At 36.6% G+C, this 17,240-nt stretch carries 18 protein-coding genes; 12 read left to right on the forward strand and 6 right to left on the reverse strand.

The window, feature by feature from the left end:
- Positions 1–60: 60 nt before the first annotated feature.
- The 3 genes from NSU17_RS13870 to NSU17_RS13880 all read left to right on the forward strand — a co-directional run bounded on the left by NSU17_RS13870 (position 61) and on the right by NSU17_RS13880 (position 3,011).
- Complete coding sequence (locus tag NSU17_RS13870; protein WP_340705291.1) at positions 61–330, forward strand: DUF1294 domain-containing protein; 270 nt, start codon at positions 61–63, stop codon at positions 328–330.
- A gap of 106 nt (positions 331–436) precedes the next feature.
- Positions 437–1,639 carry a transposase gene (locus tag NSU17_RS13875; protein WP_096550413.1) on the forward strand — a complete coding sequence of 401 codons (1,203 nt, stop codon included), beginning with the start codon at positions 437–439 and terminating at the stop codon, positions 1,637–1,639.
- 256 nt (positions 1,640–1,895) lie between these two features.
- Entirely contained in the window at positions 1,896–3,011 is a 1,116-nt protein-coding gene (locus tag NSU17_RS13880; protein ID WP_096549683.1) for an IS4 family transposase, read from the forward strand.
- Positions 3,012–3,404: 393 nt separating this feature from the next.
- On the opposite strand, the gene NSU17_RS13885 is transcribed toward NSU17_RS13880, so the two are convergent.
- Entirely contained in the window at positions 3,405–3,791 is a 387-nt protein-coding gene (locus NSU17_RS13885; RefSeq protein ID WP_340705292.1) for a sigma-w pathway protein ysdB, read from the reverse strand.
- A gap of 92 nt (positions 3,792–3,883) precedes the next feature.
- Here NSU17_RS13885 and NSU17_RS13890 point away from each other — a divergent pair, with 92 nt between their 5' ends.
- The 3 genes from NSU17_RS13890 to argF all read left to right on the forward strand — a co-directional run bounded on the left by NSU17_RS13890 (position 3,884) and on the right by argF (position 6,719).
- Positions 3,884–4,366, forward strand: coding sequence for a dUTP diphosphatase (locus tag NSU17_RS13890; RefSeq protein ID WP_096551473.1), 483 nt, complete (start codon positions 3,884–3,886; stop codon positions 4,364–4,366).
- Positions 4,367–4,377: 11 nt separating this feature from the next.
- The gene (locus NSU17_RS13895; RefSeq protein WP_340705516.1) at positions 4,378–5,466 is read left to right on the forward strand and encodes a M42 family metallopeptidase; all 1,089 of its coding nucleotides are present in this window, start codon (positions 4,378–4,380) and stop codon (positions 5,464–5,466) included.
- A 287-nt stretch (positions 5,467–5,753) separates the two neighbouring features.
- Complete coding sequence (gene argF / locus NSU17_RS13900; RefSeq protein WP_340705293.1) at positions 5,754–6,719, forward strand: ornithine carbamoyltransferase; 966 nt, start codon at positions 5,754–5,756, stop codon at positions 6,717–6,719.
- A 307-nt stretch (positions 6,720–7,026) separates the two neighbouring features.
- Here the strand turns inward: argF and NSU17_RS13905 are convergent, their stop codons facing one another.
- Positions 7,027–8,139: an S-layer homology domain-containing protein gene (locus tag NSU17_RS13905; protein WP_340705294.1), complete on the reverse strand. Its 1,113-nt coding sequence runs from the start codon at positions 8,137–8,139 to the stop codon at positions 7,027–7,029.
- A 196-nt stretch (positions 8,140–8,335) separates the two neighbouring features.
- On the opposite strand from NSU17_RS13905, the gene NSU17_RS13910 reads away from it, so the two are divergent.
- Positions 8,336–8,758 (forward strand): MarR family winged helix-turn-helix transcriptional regulator, encoded by a 423-nt coding sequence (locus tag NSU17_RS13910; RefSeq protein ID WP_232019845.1) that lies wholly within the window; start codon positions 8,336–8,338, stop codon positions 8,756–8,758.
- 32 nt (positions 8,759–8,790) lie between these two features.
- On the opposite strand, the gene sspI is transcribed toward NSU17_RS13910, so the two are convergent.
- The 4 genes from sspI to NSU17_RS13930 all read right to left on the reverse strand — a co-directional run bounded on the left by sspI (position 8,791) and on the right by NSU17_RS13930 (position 11,254).
- Positions 8,791–9,000, reverse strand: coding sequence for a small acid-soluble spore protein SspI (gene sspI / locus NSU17_RS13915; RefSeq protein WP_016837164.1), 210 nt, complete (start codon positions 8,998–9,000; stop codon positions 8,791–8,793).
- 130 nt (positions 9,001–9,130) lie between these two features.
- Positions 9,131–10,234: a quinolinate synthase NadA gene (gene nadA / locus NSU17_RS13920; protein ID WP_340435596.1), complete on the reverse strand. Its 1,104-nt coding sequence runs from the start codon at positions 10,232–10,234 to the stop codon at positions 9,131–9,133.
- Positions 10,234–11,079 (reverse strand): carboxylating nicotinate-nucleotide diphosphorylase, encoded by an 846-nt coding sequence (gene nadC / locus NSU17_RS13925; protein WP_340435594.1) that lies wholly within the window; start codon positions 11,077–11,079, stop codon positions 10,234–10,236. The genes nadA and nadC overlap by 1 nt, the downstream gene beginning before the upstream one ends.
- Positions 11,036–11,254, reverse strand: coding sequence for a hypothetical protein (locus NSU17_RS13930; protein WP_340705295.1), 219 nt, complete (start codon positions 11,252–11,254; stop codon positions 11,036–11,038). Before NSU17_RS13930 ends, nadC begins: the two co-directional genes overlap by 44 nt.
- A 64-nt stretch (positions 11,255–11,318) precedes the next feature.
- On the opposite strand from NSU17_RS13930, the gene NSU17_RS13935 reads away from it, so the two are divergent.
- The 5 genes from NSU17_RS13935 to abc-f all read left to right on the forward strand — a co-directional run bounded on the left by NSU17_RS13935 (position 11,319) and on the right by abc-f (position 17,168).
- Entirely contained in the window at positions 11,319–12,434 is a 1,116-nt protein-coding gene (locus tag NSU17_RS13935) for a cysteine desulfurase family protein (RefSeq protein WP_340705296.1), read from the forward strand.
- Positions 12,435–12,450: 16 nt separating this feature from the next.
- Positions 12,451–13,212, forward strand: coding sequence for a TrmH family RNA methyltransferase (locus tag NSU17_RS13940; RefSeq protein ID WP_340705297.1), 762 nt, complete (start codon positions 12,451–12,453; stop codon positions 13,210–13,212).
- A 199-nt stretch (positions 13,213–13,411) separates the two neighbouring features.
- Positions 13,412–14,509: an IS4 family transposase gene (locus tag NSU17_RS13945; RefSeq protein WP_340705298.1), complete on the forward strand. Its 1,098-nt coding sequence runs from the start codon at positions 13,412–13,414 to the stop codon at positions 14,507–14,509.
- Positions 14,510–14,660: 151 nt separating this feature from the next.
- Positions 14,661–15,077, forward strand: a complete 417-nt coding sequence (locus NSU17_RS13950) for a cytochrome P450 (RefSeq protein WP_340705299.1) — start codon at positions 14,661–14,663, stop codon at positions 15,075–15,077.
- A 456-nt stretch (positions 15,078–15,533) separates the two neighbouring features.
- Positions 15,534–17,168, forward strand: coding sequence for a ribosomal protection-like ABC-F family protein (gene abc-f, locus NSU17_RS13955; RefSeq protein WP_340705300.1), 1,635 nt, complete (start codon positions 15,534–15,536; stop codon positions 17,166–17,168).
- Positions 17,169–17,240 lie beyond the last annotated feature (72 nt).

Genomic DNA, 17,240 nt, shown 5'->3' on the forward strand with positions numbered 1-17,240 from the left:
CAACAACTTTAAAGGCTGGTAGGACATCCTATCAGTCTTTTTCTTTTAGGAGAAGCGCATATGAATGAAATTCTTATTGTTTACATGATGATTCTATCAGCGATTTGTTTTACATTGATGGGGATTGATAAATCAAAAGCGAGAAAAAAGAAGTGGCGTATTTCAGAAAGAACATTATTGTTCGTTGCAATCATCGGAGGTGCCTGTGGTGGGCTAATCGGGATGTATCTATTCCACCATAAAACGAAACACTCAGTATTTGCATTTGGATTGCCATTTTTGTCTGCAATACAGATTATATTAATCATGAGCATTTTGCATATTTTTTGACCCAAGAGCCATAAGGATTTCAAAGACATAAAAAAGGACTTCACCCCTAAAATGTAGAATTTTTGAAGTGACGAAACAACAAAAAATTCAAAAGGAGGAAGTCACTTTGTATATTCTACAAGAAAGCCTATTTTCCTTTGAAGAACTGCAAAAATTAGAGTCAAAAGAGAAATTACCTATCTTTTTTAGCTCGCTTGATTTACGCCCTTATGCTAAACAGTTGAGAAGTTCTTCACCCCGAGGGGCTGACGGTCATTCCAGAGAAGGGATTCTAAGGGCTCTCATCGCTGCCCCACTCGAAGGCATCGACACCTTTACCGCCCTTCATCATCGATTGGATAAAGACCTTCGTTTCCGTTATCAATGCGGTTTATCGATTGATCGCCCCGCACCGTCTATCTCCACTCTCAGCCGGGTTTTTGCAGCACTTACCAAAAAAAAGCTGGCTGAAAAGATCTTCCTTGACTTGGTACAGTTAGCTCAGGAGGAAGGAATAATTGACGGCAGCCACCAGGCCATCGACAGTGCCGCCATTGATGCCTATGAAAAGAAACAGCCCAAAAAGCGTAGTGAACAAACGGGTAATGCCAATTGGGGCGCAAAATATGATTCCTTCGGCAATAAAATTACCTGGTTTGGCTATAAGATGCATCTTTCAGTCGATACCGCAAGCGAACTGCCAATGGCCATAAAAGTAACCCCTGCCCATGTGAACGATGGAGAAGTCGCACCAGAATTAATCGAGCAAGTGGCAGAGCGTACCAAATCCAAAATTGAATTTCTGATCATGGATGGCGGATATGACCAACTAAAAAACTATGAATCAGCCAAAAACATTGGAGCGCAAGCCATTATCCCGCTCAATTTGCGCAACGAAAAAGAGCCTCCTGAAGGGATTTCTTCCAATGGAACTCCGCGTTGTTCCATGGGTTATGAAATGACTTATTGGGGAGCTGATAAGGACCAGCTCAAGTTCAGATGTCCTCACGCAACCGGCAAAGTGGATTGCCCATTAGGAATGGCAGCCTGTTCATCTTCCAACTATGGAATGGTGGTAAAAGTCGACATCAAAAAGGATGTGCGCCGATATTCCAATCCGCACCGTGATACAAAACGTTGGAAAGAGCTTTACAACGAGAGGACAAGTGTAGAACGCTGTAATTCAAGAATGAAAAGCTACCTTACGGCGAACTCCCTACATGTATGGGGAATTGAGAAAGTAAAGAGCCATATTTACCTGAACGCTATTGTATTACTTGTTTCAGCGCTAGCGATGGCAAAGGAAAATAAAGGGAAGAAAGCCGCTTAAAAAAATTCAATGTGAAAAATTCTGCAGGTATGCCCAAAAACAGGATTATTGTAATATTTTGTAAAATAACATGCTGGTAGCTATTTGTCGAGTGCTTTATTTTTTATACTTTTATCCACTAGCATTGCACTAATTAAATCTGATGATTCAAAATACTAAGAATGTTCAATTTTTTATTGCTTTCGAAACAAAAAAATCCTTTACAATGGAAGTACAGGTGGTTCCTGTCCAAATCCAATCGTAAAGGATAAACGTTATGGACAAGAATACACTAATTTCATCATTTGGTAAATGGGTTTCACCCATAAATATTCAAAAACTTAGCGAACAAGTCAAAGAATTGAAACAGGACTATTACACAAAAAAGCTGACAACAGAAGCCTATATTAAACTTTTATTGGTAGCCCAGCTGCTCGAATTTAAGAGCTTAGAGGAAATGAGTGATGCACTTGTAGACGAAGATCTTCAAAAAGCACTCGGATTTGAATCGATAAGTGCCTCTCAGCTATCCCGAAAAAACAATCAGATCAACCCACTAATTCTTGCAAATTTGTTCTTGGATCTTGTTTGGAAAATTCAACGGTACCATTATAAAACCGGAAAGAATATGCCACTGAAAATCATTGATTCAAGTACACTCCCGTTGAATTTGACCAATTATAAATGGGCAAAATTCCGTAAAACAAAAGCTGGTGTAAAGCTACACTTACGGCTCGTTTTCATGGATAAAGACACCGTCTATCCTGAAAAAGCAGTGATTACGACAGCAAAAGAACATGACCGAAATCAACTCGAAGTCCTAGTGGATGATAAAGAAGCCATGTATGTGTTTGACCGCGGTTATGTGGACTATGAACGTTTTGATCGGATGACAGATGATGGCTATTTCTTCGTTTCAAGACTGAAGAAAAACGCAGTCATTCGTGAAGTCTATACATTTTCACTTCCTGATGATTGTCACGTTCTATCCGATAAAATGGTCTACATTGGTACCACACAAAATCGTACTGAAAATGTCTTTCGTCTACTAGAAGTTATGGACACAAAAGGGAACTTACTTCGTTTCATCACCAACCGATTTGATTTAAAACCAGAAGAGATAAGTGATATTTACCGATCTCGCTGGGCTATTGAACTCTTTTTCAAATGGCTCAAGCAACACGTAGAAATTAAGCACTTTTATGGAATGAGTGAAACAGCTATTCAAAATCAAATTTTCTTAGCCCTTATCACGTATTGCTTACATGTTCTCATTCAATTGGAGATGAAAAGTAAGAAATCTCTACTTCGAATTACTCGTTGGTTAAAGAGAGCTCTGTGGAAACCAGCTTATGTTTGGTTGCGAAAATTTGATGGGCGAGCCAGTCCATAATCTCCCTTTTGTCGTTGTCGCTCTGGTTTAACTGTATATATTTACCAAATGGGCAGTGCCACCTTTCTTTAGGTTTTGTCTTTTTGGCACAAATTCACAAAAATTAATTAACAGAAAATTCTAACTATATTTATGCAATGCTAATGACTTTTATCCAAAAAATCTAATTTTGCAAAATGCTCATCATGTATATAAATCGTTCATTCTAATTTGATGGAGTATGTTGTGATGATTCACTTCGCTCTTTAAAGAATTAAACGGCTTAAGCCTATAAAGATTTAGGGCTCAAGCCGCTTATTTTTCAAATGATTCACTCAACAGAGAGTTTACTAATATTATTTGGACAAGCCCCCTGTCCATCAACGAACAATTAAAACATTATTTAGAGGATGATTATTCTTCTTCTTTCATCAATTTTTCAATAGGATTTTTCCAATTGATTTTCGCTTTAGGATAATTCATTAAAATTTCCTTCTCTAAAAATTTGAAATCATCTTTCGTCATACCGTGAAGTTTCATTGGATCATGCACCCAGACGAAAATCGAAACAACTTCAAAGGCATCTTCGGTTGTCCCTAAATATTTTTCACCTTCAAATAATGCCCCTTTATAAGAAATAAAGAAGTTTTTTCGTACATTTTTTACATCGTCATAAAAATAATATTGCCCCTTTTCATAGGCTTCATCTAATTTCCTTTTTGGATCTGTTAAGTAGCGAACAGCTTTATAAAATAAATAGATAATGAGGACAATAACTATAATGCGCAAAAGAAAACCCATAAAAGTTCCCCCTTGTATAAAAGGTATCATATCCTATACGATTAGGATAGATATATAGTTTCATTTTTTATAGAAAATGAGGGATAAAATTAATGGAATTTAAAGAACTGTTTAATATGCAAGCACAACTGGATTCATTTATTCAAAAAAATCAGCAAATCAACCGTGATGTGTTTTTAGAAAAAGGATTGGCGCTAACAATTGAACTAGCAGAGTTAGCAAATGAAACTCGCTGTTTTAAATTTTGGAGCACGAAAGGACCTTCTGAACGAGAAGTGATTTTAGAGGAATTTGTAGATTCTATTCATTTTCTGCTCTCATTAGGAAATGAGAAAGGCTATCGATTAGATGCTTGGCCGGAAATTAAGAAAAAGGAAAACTTAACGACGTGGTTTTTACAAACACAAGATGTAATATTATCATTTATTCATAATCCGACAGAGGATAATTACTTGCAAGTGTGGAAATATTATGGAGTGCTTGCCTATAATTTAGGTTTCACATTGGATGATATTATCCAAGCATACATTGCTAAAAACGAGAAAAATTACGAGCGGCAACGCAATGGATATTAAGGAGGATATTCATAATGAATTTGGATCAAACTCTGCAAATGTTGAAAGATTTGACTGATGCAAACGGCATCCCAGGAAATGAAAAAGCGCCGAGAGCAGTAATGAAAAAATATATCGAACCGTTTGCTGATAAGATTGAGTATGACAATTTAGGAAGCTTAATTGCTGAAAAATGTGGCGATGAAAAAGGCCCAAAAATTATGATTGCCGGTCACCTAGATGAAGTCGGCTTCATGGTGTCACAAATTGATGAAAAGGGGTTTATTAAATTTCAAACGGTAGGCGGCTGGTGGGCTCATGTTATGCTTTCTCAGCGGGTAACGATTACAACTCGTTCAGGAGAAGAAATCATTGGCGTAATCGGTTCAAAACCGCCACATATCCTGCCTCAAGAACAAAGAAAGAAAACTGTAGATATAAAGGACATGTTTATCGATGTTGGTGCATCTTCAAAAGAGGAAGCGGAAAGCTGGGGAATACGACCTGGTGACATGATTACTCCTTATTTTGAATTCAATGTGATGAAAAACGACAAATTGTTACTCGCAAAAGCTTGGGATAACCGAATTGGTTGTGCCATTGCCATCGAAGTGTTGAAACGATTACAAAATGAAAAACATCCAAATATCGTGTATGGTGTCGGCAATGTACAAGAAGAAGTAGGTTTAAGAGGTGCGAAAACGTCCACGTTTAAAATCCAACCGGATATTGGCTTTGCAGTAGATGTTGGAATTGCTGGTGATACGCCGGGAATTACTGCAAAAGAATCGACATCGAAGCTAGGAGCAGGGCCGCAAATCGTTATTTACGATGCTTCAATGGTATCGCATAAAGGATTACGGGATTTTGTAATAGATGTTGCAGAAGAAAACAAGATTCCATATCAATTTGAAACGATGCCTGGTGGTGGAACGGATGGCGGTTCTATTCATTTAACTGGAAGTGGTGTACCAACCCTTTCCATTGGCGTTGCTACTCGTTATATTCATTCCCATGCATCCATTTTGCATCGTGATGATTTTGAAAATGCAGTAAAATTAATGGTCGAAATTGTAAAGCGGCTTGATTGGGATGCGGTGAATAAAATTAAATTTGATTGAGAGGATTAAACATCCTCTCTTTTTTATTGGCATTTAGAACACTTGAAGTTATCTTTATGCATAACATGTACTATTATGAATAGAATGGAATGGACATCTTTTTAATTTGTGCGCATAAATATTAATTAAAATCAAAAATAAACCAGTTCTGTTGAATTTTTATTCGTTTTGATTGAATATCCCTTCTATTGGCAAAAAGATTAAAATATAATAAAAATACACTTGATTTAATAAATATGCAATTGTATAATGAATACAACCAAACGTTAAAGGAGCGGTAAGAATCAATGAAACTGTTGGAAGAAGTGCAGCTAAAGCCCGTTTCTAGTTTAAAGGGCAAAGATTTATTAACGCTGCTTGATTATACAAGTGAAGAAGTGCAAGAACTAATTAGTCTTGCAATAAAAATGAAAAAGGTAACGAAAAACGGAAGATGTCCAAAACTATTAGATGGAAAAATAATCGGAATGATTTTTGAGAAGAATTCAACTCGTACTCGTATTTCCTTTGAAGTAGGAATGCATCAATTGGGTGGAAAAGCGATTTTCTTAAATGCAAGAGATATGCAACTTGGTCGTGGTGAACCAATTTCTGATACTGGCCTTGTGCTTTCAGGATATTTAGATGGCATTATGATACGCGCAAATTCCCATAAGATGGTAGAGGAGTTAGCTGAATACTCTACAATTCCTGTGATTAATGGATTAACGGATCTTTATCATCCATGTCAAGCATTGGCCGATATTGAAACAATCGTTGAAAATAAAGGAAAATTAAAAGGTTTAAAAACAGCTTATGTTGGCGATGGAAATAATGTTGCCCATTCGCTGGTAGTTGCAGCTGCCCATGTTGGAATGGATATTGTGGTTGCAACTCCAATAGGGTATGAGCCAGATGAAATCATCATGAAGAAGGCTCAAGCGATTGCAGAGAAAAATGGCAGCACGGTTGTCGTAACAAATGATCCAATTGAAGCTGTGAAAGATGCAGATGTAATCTATACAGATGTATGGACTAGTATGGGGCAGGAAGAGGAAGCGGTTCAGCGATTAATAGACTTTAAAGGTTATCAAATCAATGAGGAACTTGTTGCTCATGCAAAACCTGACTTTATGTTCTTACATTGTTTGCCAGCTCATCGCGAAGAAGAAGTGGCAACATCAGTAATCGATGGACCAAATTCATACGTCTTCGAGCAAGCAGAAAACCGATTACACGCACAAAAAGCAGTGCTATTATCTCTATTAGCATAATAAGAACAGAAGAAAATATGTTGTAGCTCTGCCCCGAAAGCGCAAGCGGCAGGGGCAAGCAGAAAACCGACTCCATGCCCAAAAAGCAGTGCTATTATCTCTATTAGCATAAAAAGAACGGAAGAAAATATGTTGTAGCTCTGCCCCGAAAGCGCAAGCGGCAGGGGAAACTTTTATCTCTACTACTATGCAGATTAACATGTTTTCACTCGATGTGGATTTCTAGGTGGAATGAAGCATCGGTATAAATAAAAGATACAAGGCAATCCAGGAGGCGCTGGATTGCCTTTTTACATGAAGGAATATTTTATTTAGAAGACCGTTTCTTTAAATCAATTAATTGATAAACAATCGCATTTGTTTGCAAATCTTTCGTACAAATGTGGCCTAATTCTTTCGAATAATAATATTGGTAACCATCGGAACTAACAATTTCCATTACAGGATGAAAGGTTCCAGCAGGTGTTGTGATTTTTTCCGACATGCTGGTTACGACATAGGTTACTGGTTGATACTCATCCTTAAATGAATAAGACCAACTCGTTCCAAGTTTTACTGGATACGGAATATGAAAATCTGTGATAATTTCTTCATTTTCTAAGTAACCAGTAAAAGTGAAGCCTTTTTTATCGATGCGATTTACATAATGGATGTATTGATTGTTTTCGTCGGAAACTTGCCACCAATCCCCTAGTTCGTCAGATGAAAGATACGAAAAATATTCTCGAGCGGTATAGCCCTCATTTAATTCATATATGTACTGGTACTGTTTATTGTACCCAAATCCACTTGAAACAGGAATAAAATCAGGTTCAATAATCCGAGACATAAAAGTGGAAAAGTGAGCGCGAGTAAGAGGTTGAGAAGGCTTAAAAGTGCCATCTTCGAATCCGGTTGTAATGTTATTTGCAGCTAATACTTTTATTGCTTGATAGAATGTATGGTTTTTGGAAACATCTTTAAACTCTTGGTTTGTTGTACCTTTTAAATGAAATGCATTAACTAATACTTGAGCCATTTCACCGCGCGTAATGGGTTCAAAGGGCCTAAAAGTATCTCCTTTTGGAAAAATCCCTTCATCCACAACTGCTGCGATGGCCTTATAAGTAACTTCATCGATTTTTCCTAAATCTTGAAATCCTGGAGCTGGTCGATTCTCTACATTAAGATTTAATGCTCTTGTAATCATTAATGCGACTTGGGATTTTGTAACATTGTTAGAAGGTTTAAAGGTTTGATCTTGATAACCTTTAATAATTCCTGAATCCGCAAGAAATTCAATCTCGAATATTGACGGATGACTTTCAGGAACATCTTTAAAAGTAGCAGCATCTCCATGATTTACTTTTACGCAAAAAATTAACATACAAATGATAAAACTACTCCATAGCCATTGTTTCCAATTGTAATGTACTCCCACTTCTTTCCCTCCTTCAATACTAGTTTGGATAAACTTATGAAATAATGATATTTTTACTAATTCTCATACTAGTATAAACGCTCTCTTTTTTGTGGTAAATGACGAATTAGACCTATTCAGGTATGATAGTAATATTAACAGTTGAATAATAAATTCATTATTGATATAGTTGCTAGTCTACAAAGGGGTGAGATGATTGAATGATCATAAGGGAGAATTGTTGTTTGATTTAATTAAAGGGAAATGGATGGTATTGAAAAAAATAAAGAAAGGAAAATGGCAAGATATTAGTGATATTTACATAACAAATTCAGAATTTGCTATTTTATCAATAGTTTATAAGGATAAGCCATTGATTTCTCATGTAGCGAAACAAGTTCATTTTACAAGGCAAGCAACCCATAAATTTATCAAACAATTAGAGCAAAAAGGTTTGGTGGAAACGAATAAAGCGAATTTGAGAGATAAATATATTGAACTGACACCTTCGGGAGAAGCTTGCTATGAAAAATATATCGCTTTAAAAAAAGAATTGGAGAATATCATTGCAGAACATATAGGGGAAGAACAACTAAAAAGCTTGAAGGAAATTTTAAAAATGGAATGGGGGTTATATTAAATAAGGGCATGGAGAATCCATTCTCCAGCCCTCTAATTTTGAAATGCTTTTGACAATGTTTCGGTAAACTTTGCATGCTCTTCTTCAGTAGAAGTTTGCCACCACTTTTCTAAAAAGACGCCGAGTCCTGGAAGTAGGTGCTCATCTCCCCGAGCGATTGCATCTTGAATTGTTTCCTGAAAATCTTGTGGGTTGTCTCCTTTAACATTTGCTGTAATGGCTTCTCTTATTTGAAAGTTCATACCATTCGCCTCCTCGAGTAGTAGTTTGTTACCACTCGATGAAATTATGCGTCATTTTCAATAACTCCTTGGAGAAACTTTTTTGGAGTAAAGTTCTTCTTAGCGCAACTTGCGTAATGTGTATGTGATTTTATGCTAATTGAAGCATACGGTTTAATGACAACAATGCTTCTTCCGTTGTTTCTCGGTCCACTTTAATGACATTTCCTTGTTCACCATTTTCAATCATTTCAAGCGCCCAAAGGAAATGTGGCAAATCGATACGGTTCATTGTTAGGCAAGGGCACATATTTTCATTGAGTGAGATGATGTGCTTGTCGGGATGCTCAGCAATAATTCGTTTCACTAAGTTCATTTCTGTTCCGATTGCCCAACTCGATCCAGCAGGAGCATTTTTGATGGTTTCTACGATATATTTAGTAGAACCTGAAAGGTCTGCTGCTTGTACTACTTCAAAAGAACATTCTGGATGAACAATGACTGTCATTTCAGGATAGTTTTCTCGAACTTCTTGAACATTCTCCACTGTAAATCCTTGATGAACAGAACAATAACCATCCCATAAAATCACTTTTATGTCTTGGACATTGCCTTCATACTTGAATTCTCCAGAAATCGGATTCCATACAGCCATTTGTTCTAAAGAGATTCCTACTTCGTAGGCTGTATTTCTTCCTAAATGTTGGTCTGGTAAGAAAAAGATTCGCTCTTTTTGCGTAAACGCCCATTCCACCATTTTTTTGGCGTTGGATGAAGTGACACAAGCACCGCCATTCCGCCCGGTGAATGCTTTTATCGCAGCAGTTGAGTTGACATATGTTAATGGGATAATTGTATCGCCGAAAAGGGCTGTTAACTTCTCCCATGCTTCTTCCGTTTGATAAATATTTGCCATATCCGCCATTGAACAGCCTGCTCGCATATCGGGTAAGTAAACAATTTGCTCATCGGTTGTTAACATATCAGCTGTTTCAGCCATGAAGTGCACACCGCAAAATACAATATGTTTAGCTTGTTTATTTTTAGCAGCTACTTGCGCCAGTTGCAAAGAGTCGCCTATTGCATCAGCAAATTGGATTACTTCATCTTTTTGATAATGATGTGCAGGGATAAATAATTGATCACCTAATTTTTCCTTTATTTCACGAACTCTCTTTTCCATTTCATCACGAGACAAGCGACGATATTTTTCAGGCATCATACCTTGAGTTGGAAGTGTGCAAATTGTTGACATTATTCAACATCCTTTCTTTTTACTAATGCACTAATATCTAAAGCGTTAACCGAATGGGTAAGGGAGCCAAGGGAAATCCATTCTACGCCAGATTCTGCGTACTTTCGCAAATTGTCTAACGTAATGCCCCCAGAAGCTTCCGTTGTTATATGTTCTGGAACAAACGGCAACCATTGTTTAATTTCTTCAGGAGTTCGATTATCAAACATGATAATATCCGCACCAGCTTCAATTGCTTCTAACAATTGTTCTTTCGTTTCAATTTCCACTTCGATTTTTACCGTATGACCAATTTTTGATTTAGCTAATTGTACGGCCTTTGAAATGCTTCCAGCGAAAGCAATGTGATTGTCTTTTAACATAATGCAATCGTATAAGCCGCTTCGGTGGTTATAGGCACCGCCTGTCCGCACAGCGTATTTATCGAGCATTCTTAGACCTGGCATCGTTTTTCTGGTATCACATATTTTTGCATTTGTTCCTTTAGTTAATTCAACAGCTTTTCTTGCGTTCGTTGCGATGCCGCTCATCCGTTGAATTAAATTTAAAATGACCCGTTCTCCGCTAAGCAAACTTTGTAAAGAACCCTCTATGATAGCGATTTGATCCCCCTTATGAAGTTCATCCCCATCTTCTTTCAGCAAGGTGATGTTAAGGAAAGGGTCGAGCAACTTAAATCCGGTTTCGATTATCGTAGCTCCACAAAAGATCCCGTCCTCCTTTGCATAAAAAGTAAAAGATCCTTGATCTATACGGGAAAAGATGGTTTCGCTTGATAAGTCACCGTCTCCGATATCTTCATTAAAAAACTGTTTCAACATTTCTTGTAATTTGATTTTGTTCATAAAGTCCGTCCCTCACATGTAATTTTCCTTGTTTGAAGATAATCCACTTATTTTGCCAATCCTCATTAATTGATGGAAAGTCATTACGAATATGGGAGCCACGAGATTCTTCCCCTTTACAGTTGTCTTGACACATATATTTACATAAAATAAATGATAAAACAAGTATTTTCATTCATAATTTCCGTTTTGTAAAGTATGCTAAGAGTCCATAATTTTTGTAGAAATGGGGAATATCAATGATTTATCTAGATTATGCTGCGACAACCCCGATGATGGATGTAAGTATTGAGGCTTACAGTCTTGCTGCAAAAAGCGTATATGGTAATACATCCAGTTTGCATGATGCAGGTGGACAAGCAGCCTTTTTGTTAGAAAACGCAAGAGAGGTTGTGGCAAAAAAATTAGGCGTTAATCGGGACGGCATCATATTTACTGGAAGTGGTACAGAAGGGAATATCCTTGCAATAATATCTTTAGCCCGTGCAGGAAAAGGGAAACATATCATCACGTCAAGCGCAGAACACACGAGTGTACATGCTGCTATAAATACTCTAGAAAAAGAAGGTTATGAAATTACAAAACTACCGTTAACAAAACGAGGTATAGTTGATGTAAGCTTGTTAGAACAATCGATTCGCCCAGATACAGTTCTCATTACAATACAACATGTCAACTCAGAAATTGGTTCTATTCAACCGGTGAAAGAAATTGCCGAAGTTGCACAAAAATACAATATTTCATATCATGTAGATTGTGTTCAGTCCTTCTGCAAATTAGATGTAACGGAATTTTCAAAATTTGTTGATGGCATCACAGTATCCGCCCATAAAATTGGTGGACCAAAAGGCTGTGGTGCGGTATATTTAAATCCGCGCAGAAGAATATTGCCACTTTTTCCAGGTGTGACTCATGAAAGGGGCTTAAGAGGCGGTACGGTCGATACCCCAGCGGTTTTTGCTTTTGCCAAAAGCGTAGAGCATTACCAGTATGACCTCAATAAATTTTGGAGTTTGCGAAACCAATTAAAAGAATCAATAAAAGATACAAACTGCTATTTTATTGAAGCAGACGAAGCTCATCAACTCCCAAGCATATGTGGCTTATGTATGAAGGGGGCGGAAGGGCAATACGTGATGTTGCGATTAAATGAAGAAGGAATTTGCATTTCAACCGGAAGTGCTTGCGATATCAACAGTGCATCAGGAACAAAGGCGATTCTTGCAATGGCGCATAGCTTATCGGAAGCACGTACATTTTTCCGAATCTCTTTTGGAATGGATACAACAGAAGAACATATTCATCGACTTAGTAAAGCATTAGTAAATTTAGATCAAGATGTAAAAAATGAATAAAGGCGGTTTATCAATAATGAAACGCATAGAATCGGCTCAAAACGCTTATGTGAAACATTGGAAAAAGCTAGTTACCAATAGGAAAGAGCGAGAAAAAACAGGAGAATTTATTGTCGAAGGATTTCATTTAGTAGAGGAAGCGCTAAAAAATAAGGGGCAAGTCATTCAAGTCATTGTACGCGAAGGGGTTGAAATTCCCCGTGAATGGTCATTGAATGATGTAAAGATAGTGGAAGTAACGAACTCCATTGCGAAGGACATTGCAGAAACAGAAACTTCACAAGGTATATTTGCACATTGCAAACAAGCCATGATTTCGGAAACTGAACAGGCATCATGGAAAAAATTATTGCTTATTGATGCAGTGCAAGACCCAGGAAATATCGGAACGATGATTCGTACAGCGGATGCTGCTGGAATCGATGCGGTTGTTTTAGGAAAAGGCTGTGCAGATATATATAATCCAAAGACATTGCGTTCGGCGCAAGGATCTCACTTCCATATTCCGGTAATTCGCGGAAATTTAATGGCTTGGGTTGAAAAATTAAAAGAAAGAAACATTCCTTTGTATGGAACTGCTCTTGAAAATGCAGTTGATTATAGGAAATTACATAAGTCAGGAAGTTTCGCCTTAATTGTAGGAAATGAAGGTAGCGGTGTTCAAAAGGAATTGCTCGAGCAAACGACTCAAAATGTGATGATTCCGATTTTAGGACAAGCAGAATCGTTGAATGTGGCAGTTGCTACAGGGATCTTATTATATCATTTCATCGATTAACGAACTCTTACTTTTGCTTCTCGAGTGAAGTAAAAGTAAGAGTTTTTCATTAAACGGATTGAATCACTAGCGTCGCATTAAAATAATTTAACACCTTTAAATAAACCGAATTTTCTGAAATATAATCTAAATACAAAAAAATCCTTTATAATGATTGGGTGGTAGTAAACCATCCAAATCCAATACAAAGGACAAAACCATGGATAAGTTTACACGAAAAACATCATTTGAACAATGGTTTTCACCGATTCATCGTCCATTATTTGACGACCTAGTGAAAACACATCAATTAGCTTCATTTATGAAACTGCTTTTGGATGCCCAACTCCATGAAACCGAGAGTTTACGGGCGTTGAGTGACGCTGTCTTTTTAGAAGAATTACAACGAGCAACGGGATTGGAATCGATTAGTTTTTCACAGTTAGGGAGACGAATCAATACCATCCCAACTGAGTTCTTTCAAACGATTTTTCTCGATTTAGTGGCACAAATTCATCGGAAAACCAATTTCCAAACAAGAAGAAAAGTGACAACGCCTTTGAAAATCATTGATTCGAGTACATTACCGCTTAATTTGACCAATCATAAGTGGGCAGAGTTTCGAAAAACAAAATCAGGAGTAAAGCTTCACTTACGACTTGTTTTTATGGAAAAAGGACTCTCCTATCCAGATAAAGCCGTACTCACGAATGCCAACGAACATGATCGTGGTCAACTAGAAGTATTCGTGGATGACAAAGAATGCATGTACGTGTTTGATCGTGGTTACTTGGATTATGGGCGCTTTGATCAAATGACGGAAGATGGCTATTTCTTTGTGACCCGTTTGCGTAAAAACGCTGTTGTCCGAGTGTTAGAATCCTTTTCGTTACCAGAAGATTCACCCGTATTCTCTGATGAAATGGTTGTCATTGGAACACCACAAAATCGTTCTGAAAACGTGTTTCGCTTACTCAAATTGCATGATACAAAAGGAAATGAGCTTCATTTACTGACAAATCGGTTTGACATTGACGCAGATGAAATTGCAGAAATCTACCAATCACGTTGGGCAATCGAACTTTTTTTCAAATGGATGAAACAACATCTGAACATTAAAAAGTTTTTTGGTCACAGTGAACAAGCTGTACATCATCAAGTGTACGTAGCCATGATAGTGTACTGTCTGAATGTTTTAGCTCAGTTGAACACGAATAGTGACCGAAGTACGTTACAAATAAGTCGATATTTGAAAGCAGCTTTATGGAAATCCGCTCACATTTGGTTACGAAAAATCGAAGGAAACGGCGTCCCATAAAGGTTTGCCAGTCGTTGTTGCACAAGTCATAGGTTATAGTAAAAAAATGGATGTTTACTACCCTCGCTTAGGTGTTTTCGTTTTTTCTCTAAAGTCCAGAAAAAAAATAAAACTGAAAATTCAGACATCATTTATGCGACGGTAGTGTGTAATGGCATTAAACCAATTTCCTCATGAAAGAACTAAGCTGAAAACAACCCCAGACTATGCTCACTTTTTTATTCAAGAAGTAAGACGATATTATCCCTTTTTCCCATTTGTTGCTGCAAAGGTGAAAGCGGATTTTACTTGGAATGATTATCTGTTTGAAGAAGGTACATTAGTGTTGTTAGATATTTACGGAACAAATCACGATCCGAAAATGTGGGAAAACCTCGATGAGTTTTATCCTGAACGTTTTGCAAAGTGGCAAGGAGATCTTTTTAGTTTTATTCCTCAAGGAGGAGGAGAATATGAAACAACCCATCGTTGCCCTGGAGAACAATTAACAATTGAAATGATGAAATTAAGTCTAGAGTATTTACTGAATAAAATGGATTATGAAGGAACTATATATAACAAAGGATAAAATACCGAGCATTCCAAAAAGTAAAGTAGTACTTAAAAACGTTCGATGTACCCGTGAAAATATTCATTAATTGAGTGAAATTTTTAATTCAATCTTCTATAAAGCCTTTTTATTTAGTCCACATAAAAGTTGCATTAGGAAGCAAATAAGTACATTATTTTCACTCACTCGTATATATGATATAATGGCTTTGAAAAATGACTGAAAGGAAGATGGGTGGACAATGGATAACTAATCTTATTTTTTATGTAAATTGAATTTATTCAATAAAAAATAGGATTAGTCTGCCCATTTTTATATAAATAAAATGAATAACAGTGCAATATGAATGTATTAGGCTACTTTTATAAAAGTTAGCTTTATTAATCATTCATTTTACATGTTGTATTCATTTTGCTGACTAATCCTTCCAAAATTATGGGAGGATTTTTTTCTTCCCAAAAGTGAGGGATATGTATGCAAGAATTATTAAAGTTTCAAATTAGTTATGAAATTAAGGATCACTTAATTTTTGATAATATTACCGGTTCGGTACAAGAAGGGGATCGTATAGGTATTATAGGAAAAAACGGAGCTGGTAAGTCTACACTTTTACAGCTTATAAGCAAAAAAATTCAACCGTCAAAAGGTCAGTTAACATGGTTTTCTAATGCGACAATTGCCATGGTAGAACAGGAAATGCAAGACTTTTCTATAAACTCATTAAATCAAGAAGCTGCAATGCGTTTTTCGAAATGGTCTGTACCACCTAATTCTTTTTCAACATTAAGTGGTGGAGAAAAGTTAAAGGCGCGCTTAGCAGAAGGGATATCAAAAAATGCAAAATTATTATTGCTAGATGAACCGACAAATCATCTAGATGAAGAAAGTACAGATCTTCTAATAGAAGAAATAAAACAATACAATGGGACTGTAATAATCGTTTCCCATGACCGTTATTTTTTAGATCAAGTAGCTACTAAGATTTGGGCAATTGAAGATAAAAAACTTTATGAACATAAAGGAAACTATACGAGTTACGTGAAAGAACGAAAGAAAAGAAGGGAATCCCAAAAAAGGGAATATGAAAAACAACAGAAGAAGATTGAAAAAGTTGAAATACAAATCCAAGAATTATCTTCCTGGTCCCGAAAAGCTCATGCTCAATCAACAAAACAAGAAGGCTATAAAGAATATTATCGTAAAAAAGCAAAAAGAATGGATACGCAAATTAAGTCAAAGAAAAAAAGGCTCGAAAAAGAATTGGAAAAAGCTAAGGTTGAGCGAGTTAATCCTGAATATGAAGTGAACTTTACACTTCAAAGTGGAGCTAAACGAGGTAAACGATTTATAGAAGTAAAAAATTTAACTAAGATGTACGGTAATAGATTGTTATTTGAAAATGCCAACTTCACCATTCAATACGGTGAAAAAGTAGCCATAACAGGTCCGAACGGCAGTGGTAAAACTACATTATTAAATATATTTATGGGACGTGAACTTGCAGAAGGTGAGATATGGGTGTCAAAATCAGCATCCATTGGGTATTTAACGCAGGAAGTATTTGATTTACCCAATGAGAAAACGCCGGCTGAGCTATTTTTCAGAGAAACATTTGAAGAAAGAGGAAAAGTACAAAATTTAATGAAGCATCTTGGTTTTTCTGCCACAGCTTGGGAAGAACCAATTGGCAATATGAGTATGGGTGAGCGTGTTAAGTGTAAATTGATGTTTTATATCCTTGAAGAAAAGGATGTGCTAATACTAGATGAACCGACCAACCATTTAGATATTGCATCTCGTGAACAGTTAGAAGAAACATTAGAAAGCTATAACGGAACTGTCATTGTCGTATCTCACGACCGTTATTTTATTGAAAAAACGACAAATGTACAGTTATCCATTAAAAATCAAAGAATTGTTAAACAATACGACAAGGAACCAATTGAAAGCAATGATCAAAAAGAATTGCTATTAATGTTAGAGACGGAGCGGCAAGAAGTGTTAGGGAAGCTAAGTTTTTTAACACCAACAGATGAAAAGTATCAACAACTAGATACTCAATTTAATGAATTAACAAAGAAAATCAACGAAATTAAGAGGAATTTGTAAGAAGAATAAGCCTGGAAGATTATTACGCTCTGAAGGGCTTATTTTTATTTTTTACCTTTACAATTAGCATAT

The organism is Ureibacillus sp. FSL K6-2830 (genome assembly GCF_038004145.1).
GTDB classification, from domain to species: Bacteria; Bacillota; Bacilli; order Bacillales_A; family Planococcaceae; genus Ureibacillus; species Ureibacillus thermosphaericus.

Bases quoted from the DNA above. Each gene is read 5' to 3' on its own strand.
- NSU17_RS13870 (WP_340705291.1), top strand. From the start codon at position 61: ATGAATGAAATTCTTATTGTTTACATGATGATTCTATCAGCGATTTGT.
- NSU17_RS13880 (WP_096549683.1), top strand. From the start codon at position 1,896: ATGGACAAGAATACACTAATTTCATCATTTGGTAAATGGGTTTCACCC.
- NSU17_RS13885 (WP_340705292.1), bottom strand. From the start codon at position 3,791: ATGGGTTTTCTTTTGCGCATTATAGTTATTGTCCTCATTATCTATTTA.
- NSU17_RS13890 (WP_096551473.1), top strand. From the start codon at position 3,884: ATGGAATTTAAAGAACTGTTTAATATGCAAGCACAACTGGATTCATTT.
- argF (WP_340705293.1), top strand. From the start codon at position 5,754: ATGAAACTGTTGGAAGAAGTGCAGCTAAAGCCCGTTTCTAGTTTAAAG.
- sspI (WP_016837164.1), bottom strand. From the start codon at position 9,000: ATGAACTTTCAAATAAGAGAAGCCATTACAGCAAATGTTAAAGGAGAC.
- nadA (WP_340435596.1), bottom strand. From the start codon at position 10,234: ATGTCAACAATTTGCACACTTCCAACTCAAGGTATGATGCCTGAAAAA.
- nadC (WP_340435594.1), bottom strand. From the start codon at position 11,079: ATGAACAAAATCAAATTACAAGAAATGTTGAAACAGTTTTTTAATGAA.
- NSU17_RS13930 (WP_340705295.1), bottom strand. From the start codon at position 11,254: ATGAAAATACTTGTTTTATCATTTATTTTATGTAAATATATGTGTCAA.
- NSU17_RS13935 (WP_340705296.1), top strand. From the start codon at position 11,319: ATGATTTATCTAGATTATGCTGCGACAACCCCGATGATGGATGTAAGT.
- NSU17_RS13940 (WP_340705297.1), top strand. From the start codon at position 12,451: ATGAAACGCATAGAATCGGCTCAAAACGCTTATGTGAAACATTGGAAA.
- NSU17_RS13945 (WP_340705298.1), top strand. From the start codon at position 13,412: ATGGATAAGTTTACACGAAAAACATCATTTGAACAATGGTTTTCACCG.
- NSU17_RS13950 (WP_340705299.1), top strand. From the start codon at position 14,661: ATGGCATTAAACCAATTTCCTCATGAAAGAACTAAGCTGAAAACAACC.
- abc-f (WP_340705300.1), top strand. From the start codon at position 15,534: ATGCAAGAATTATTAAAGTTTCAAATTAGTTATGAAATTAAGGATCAC.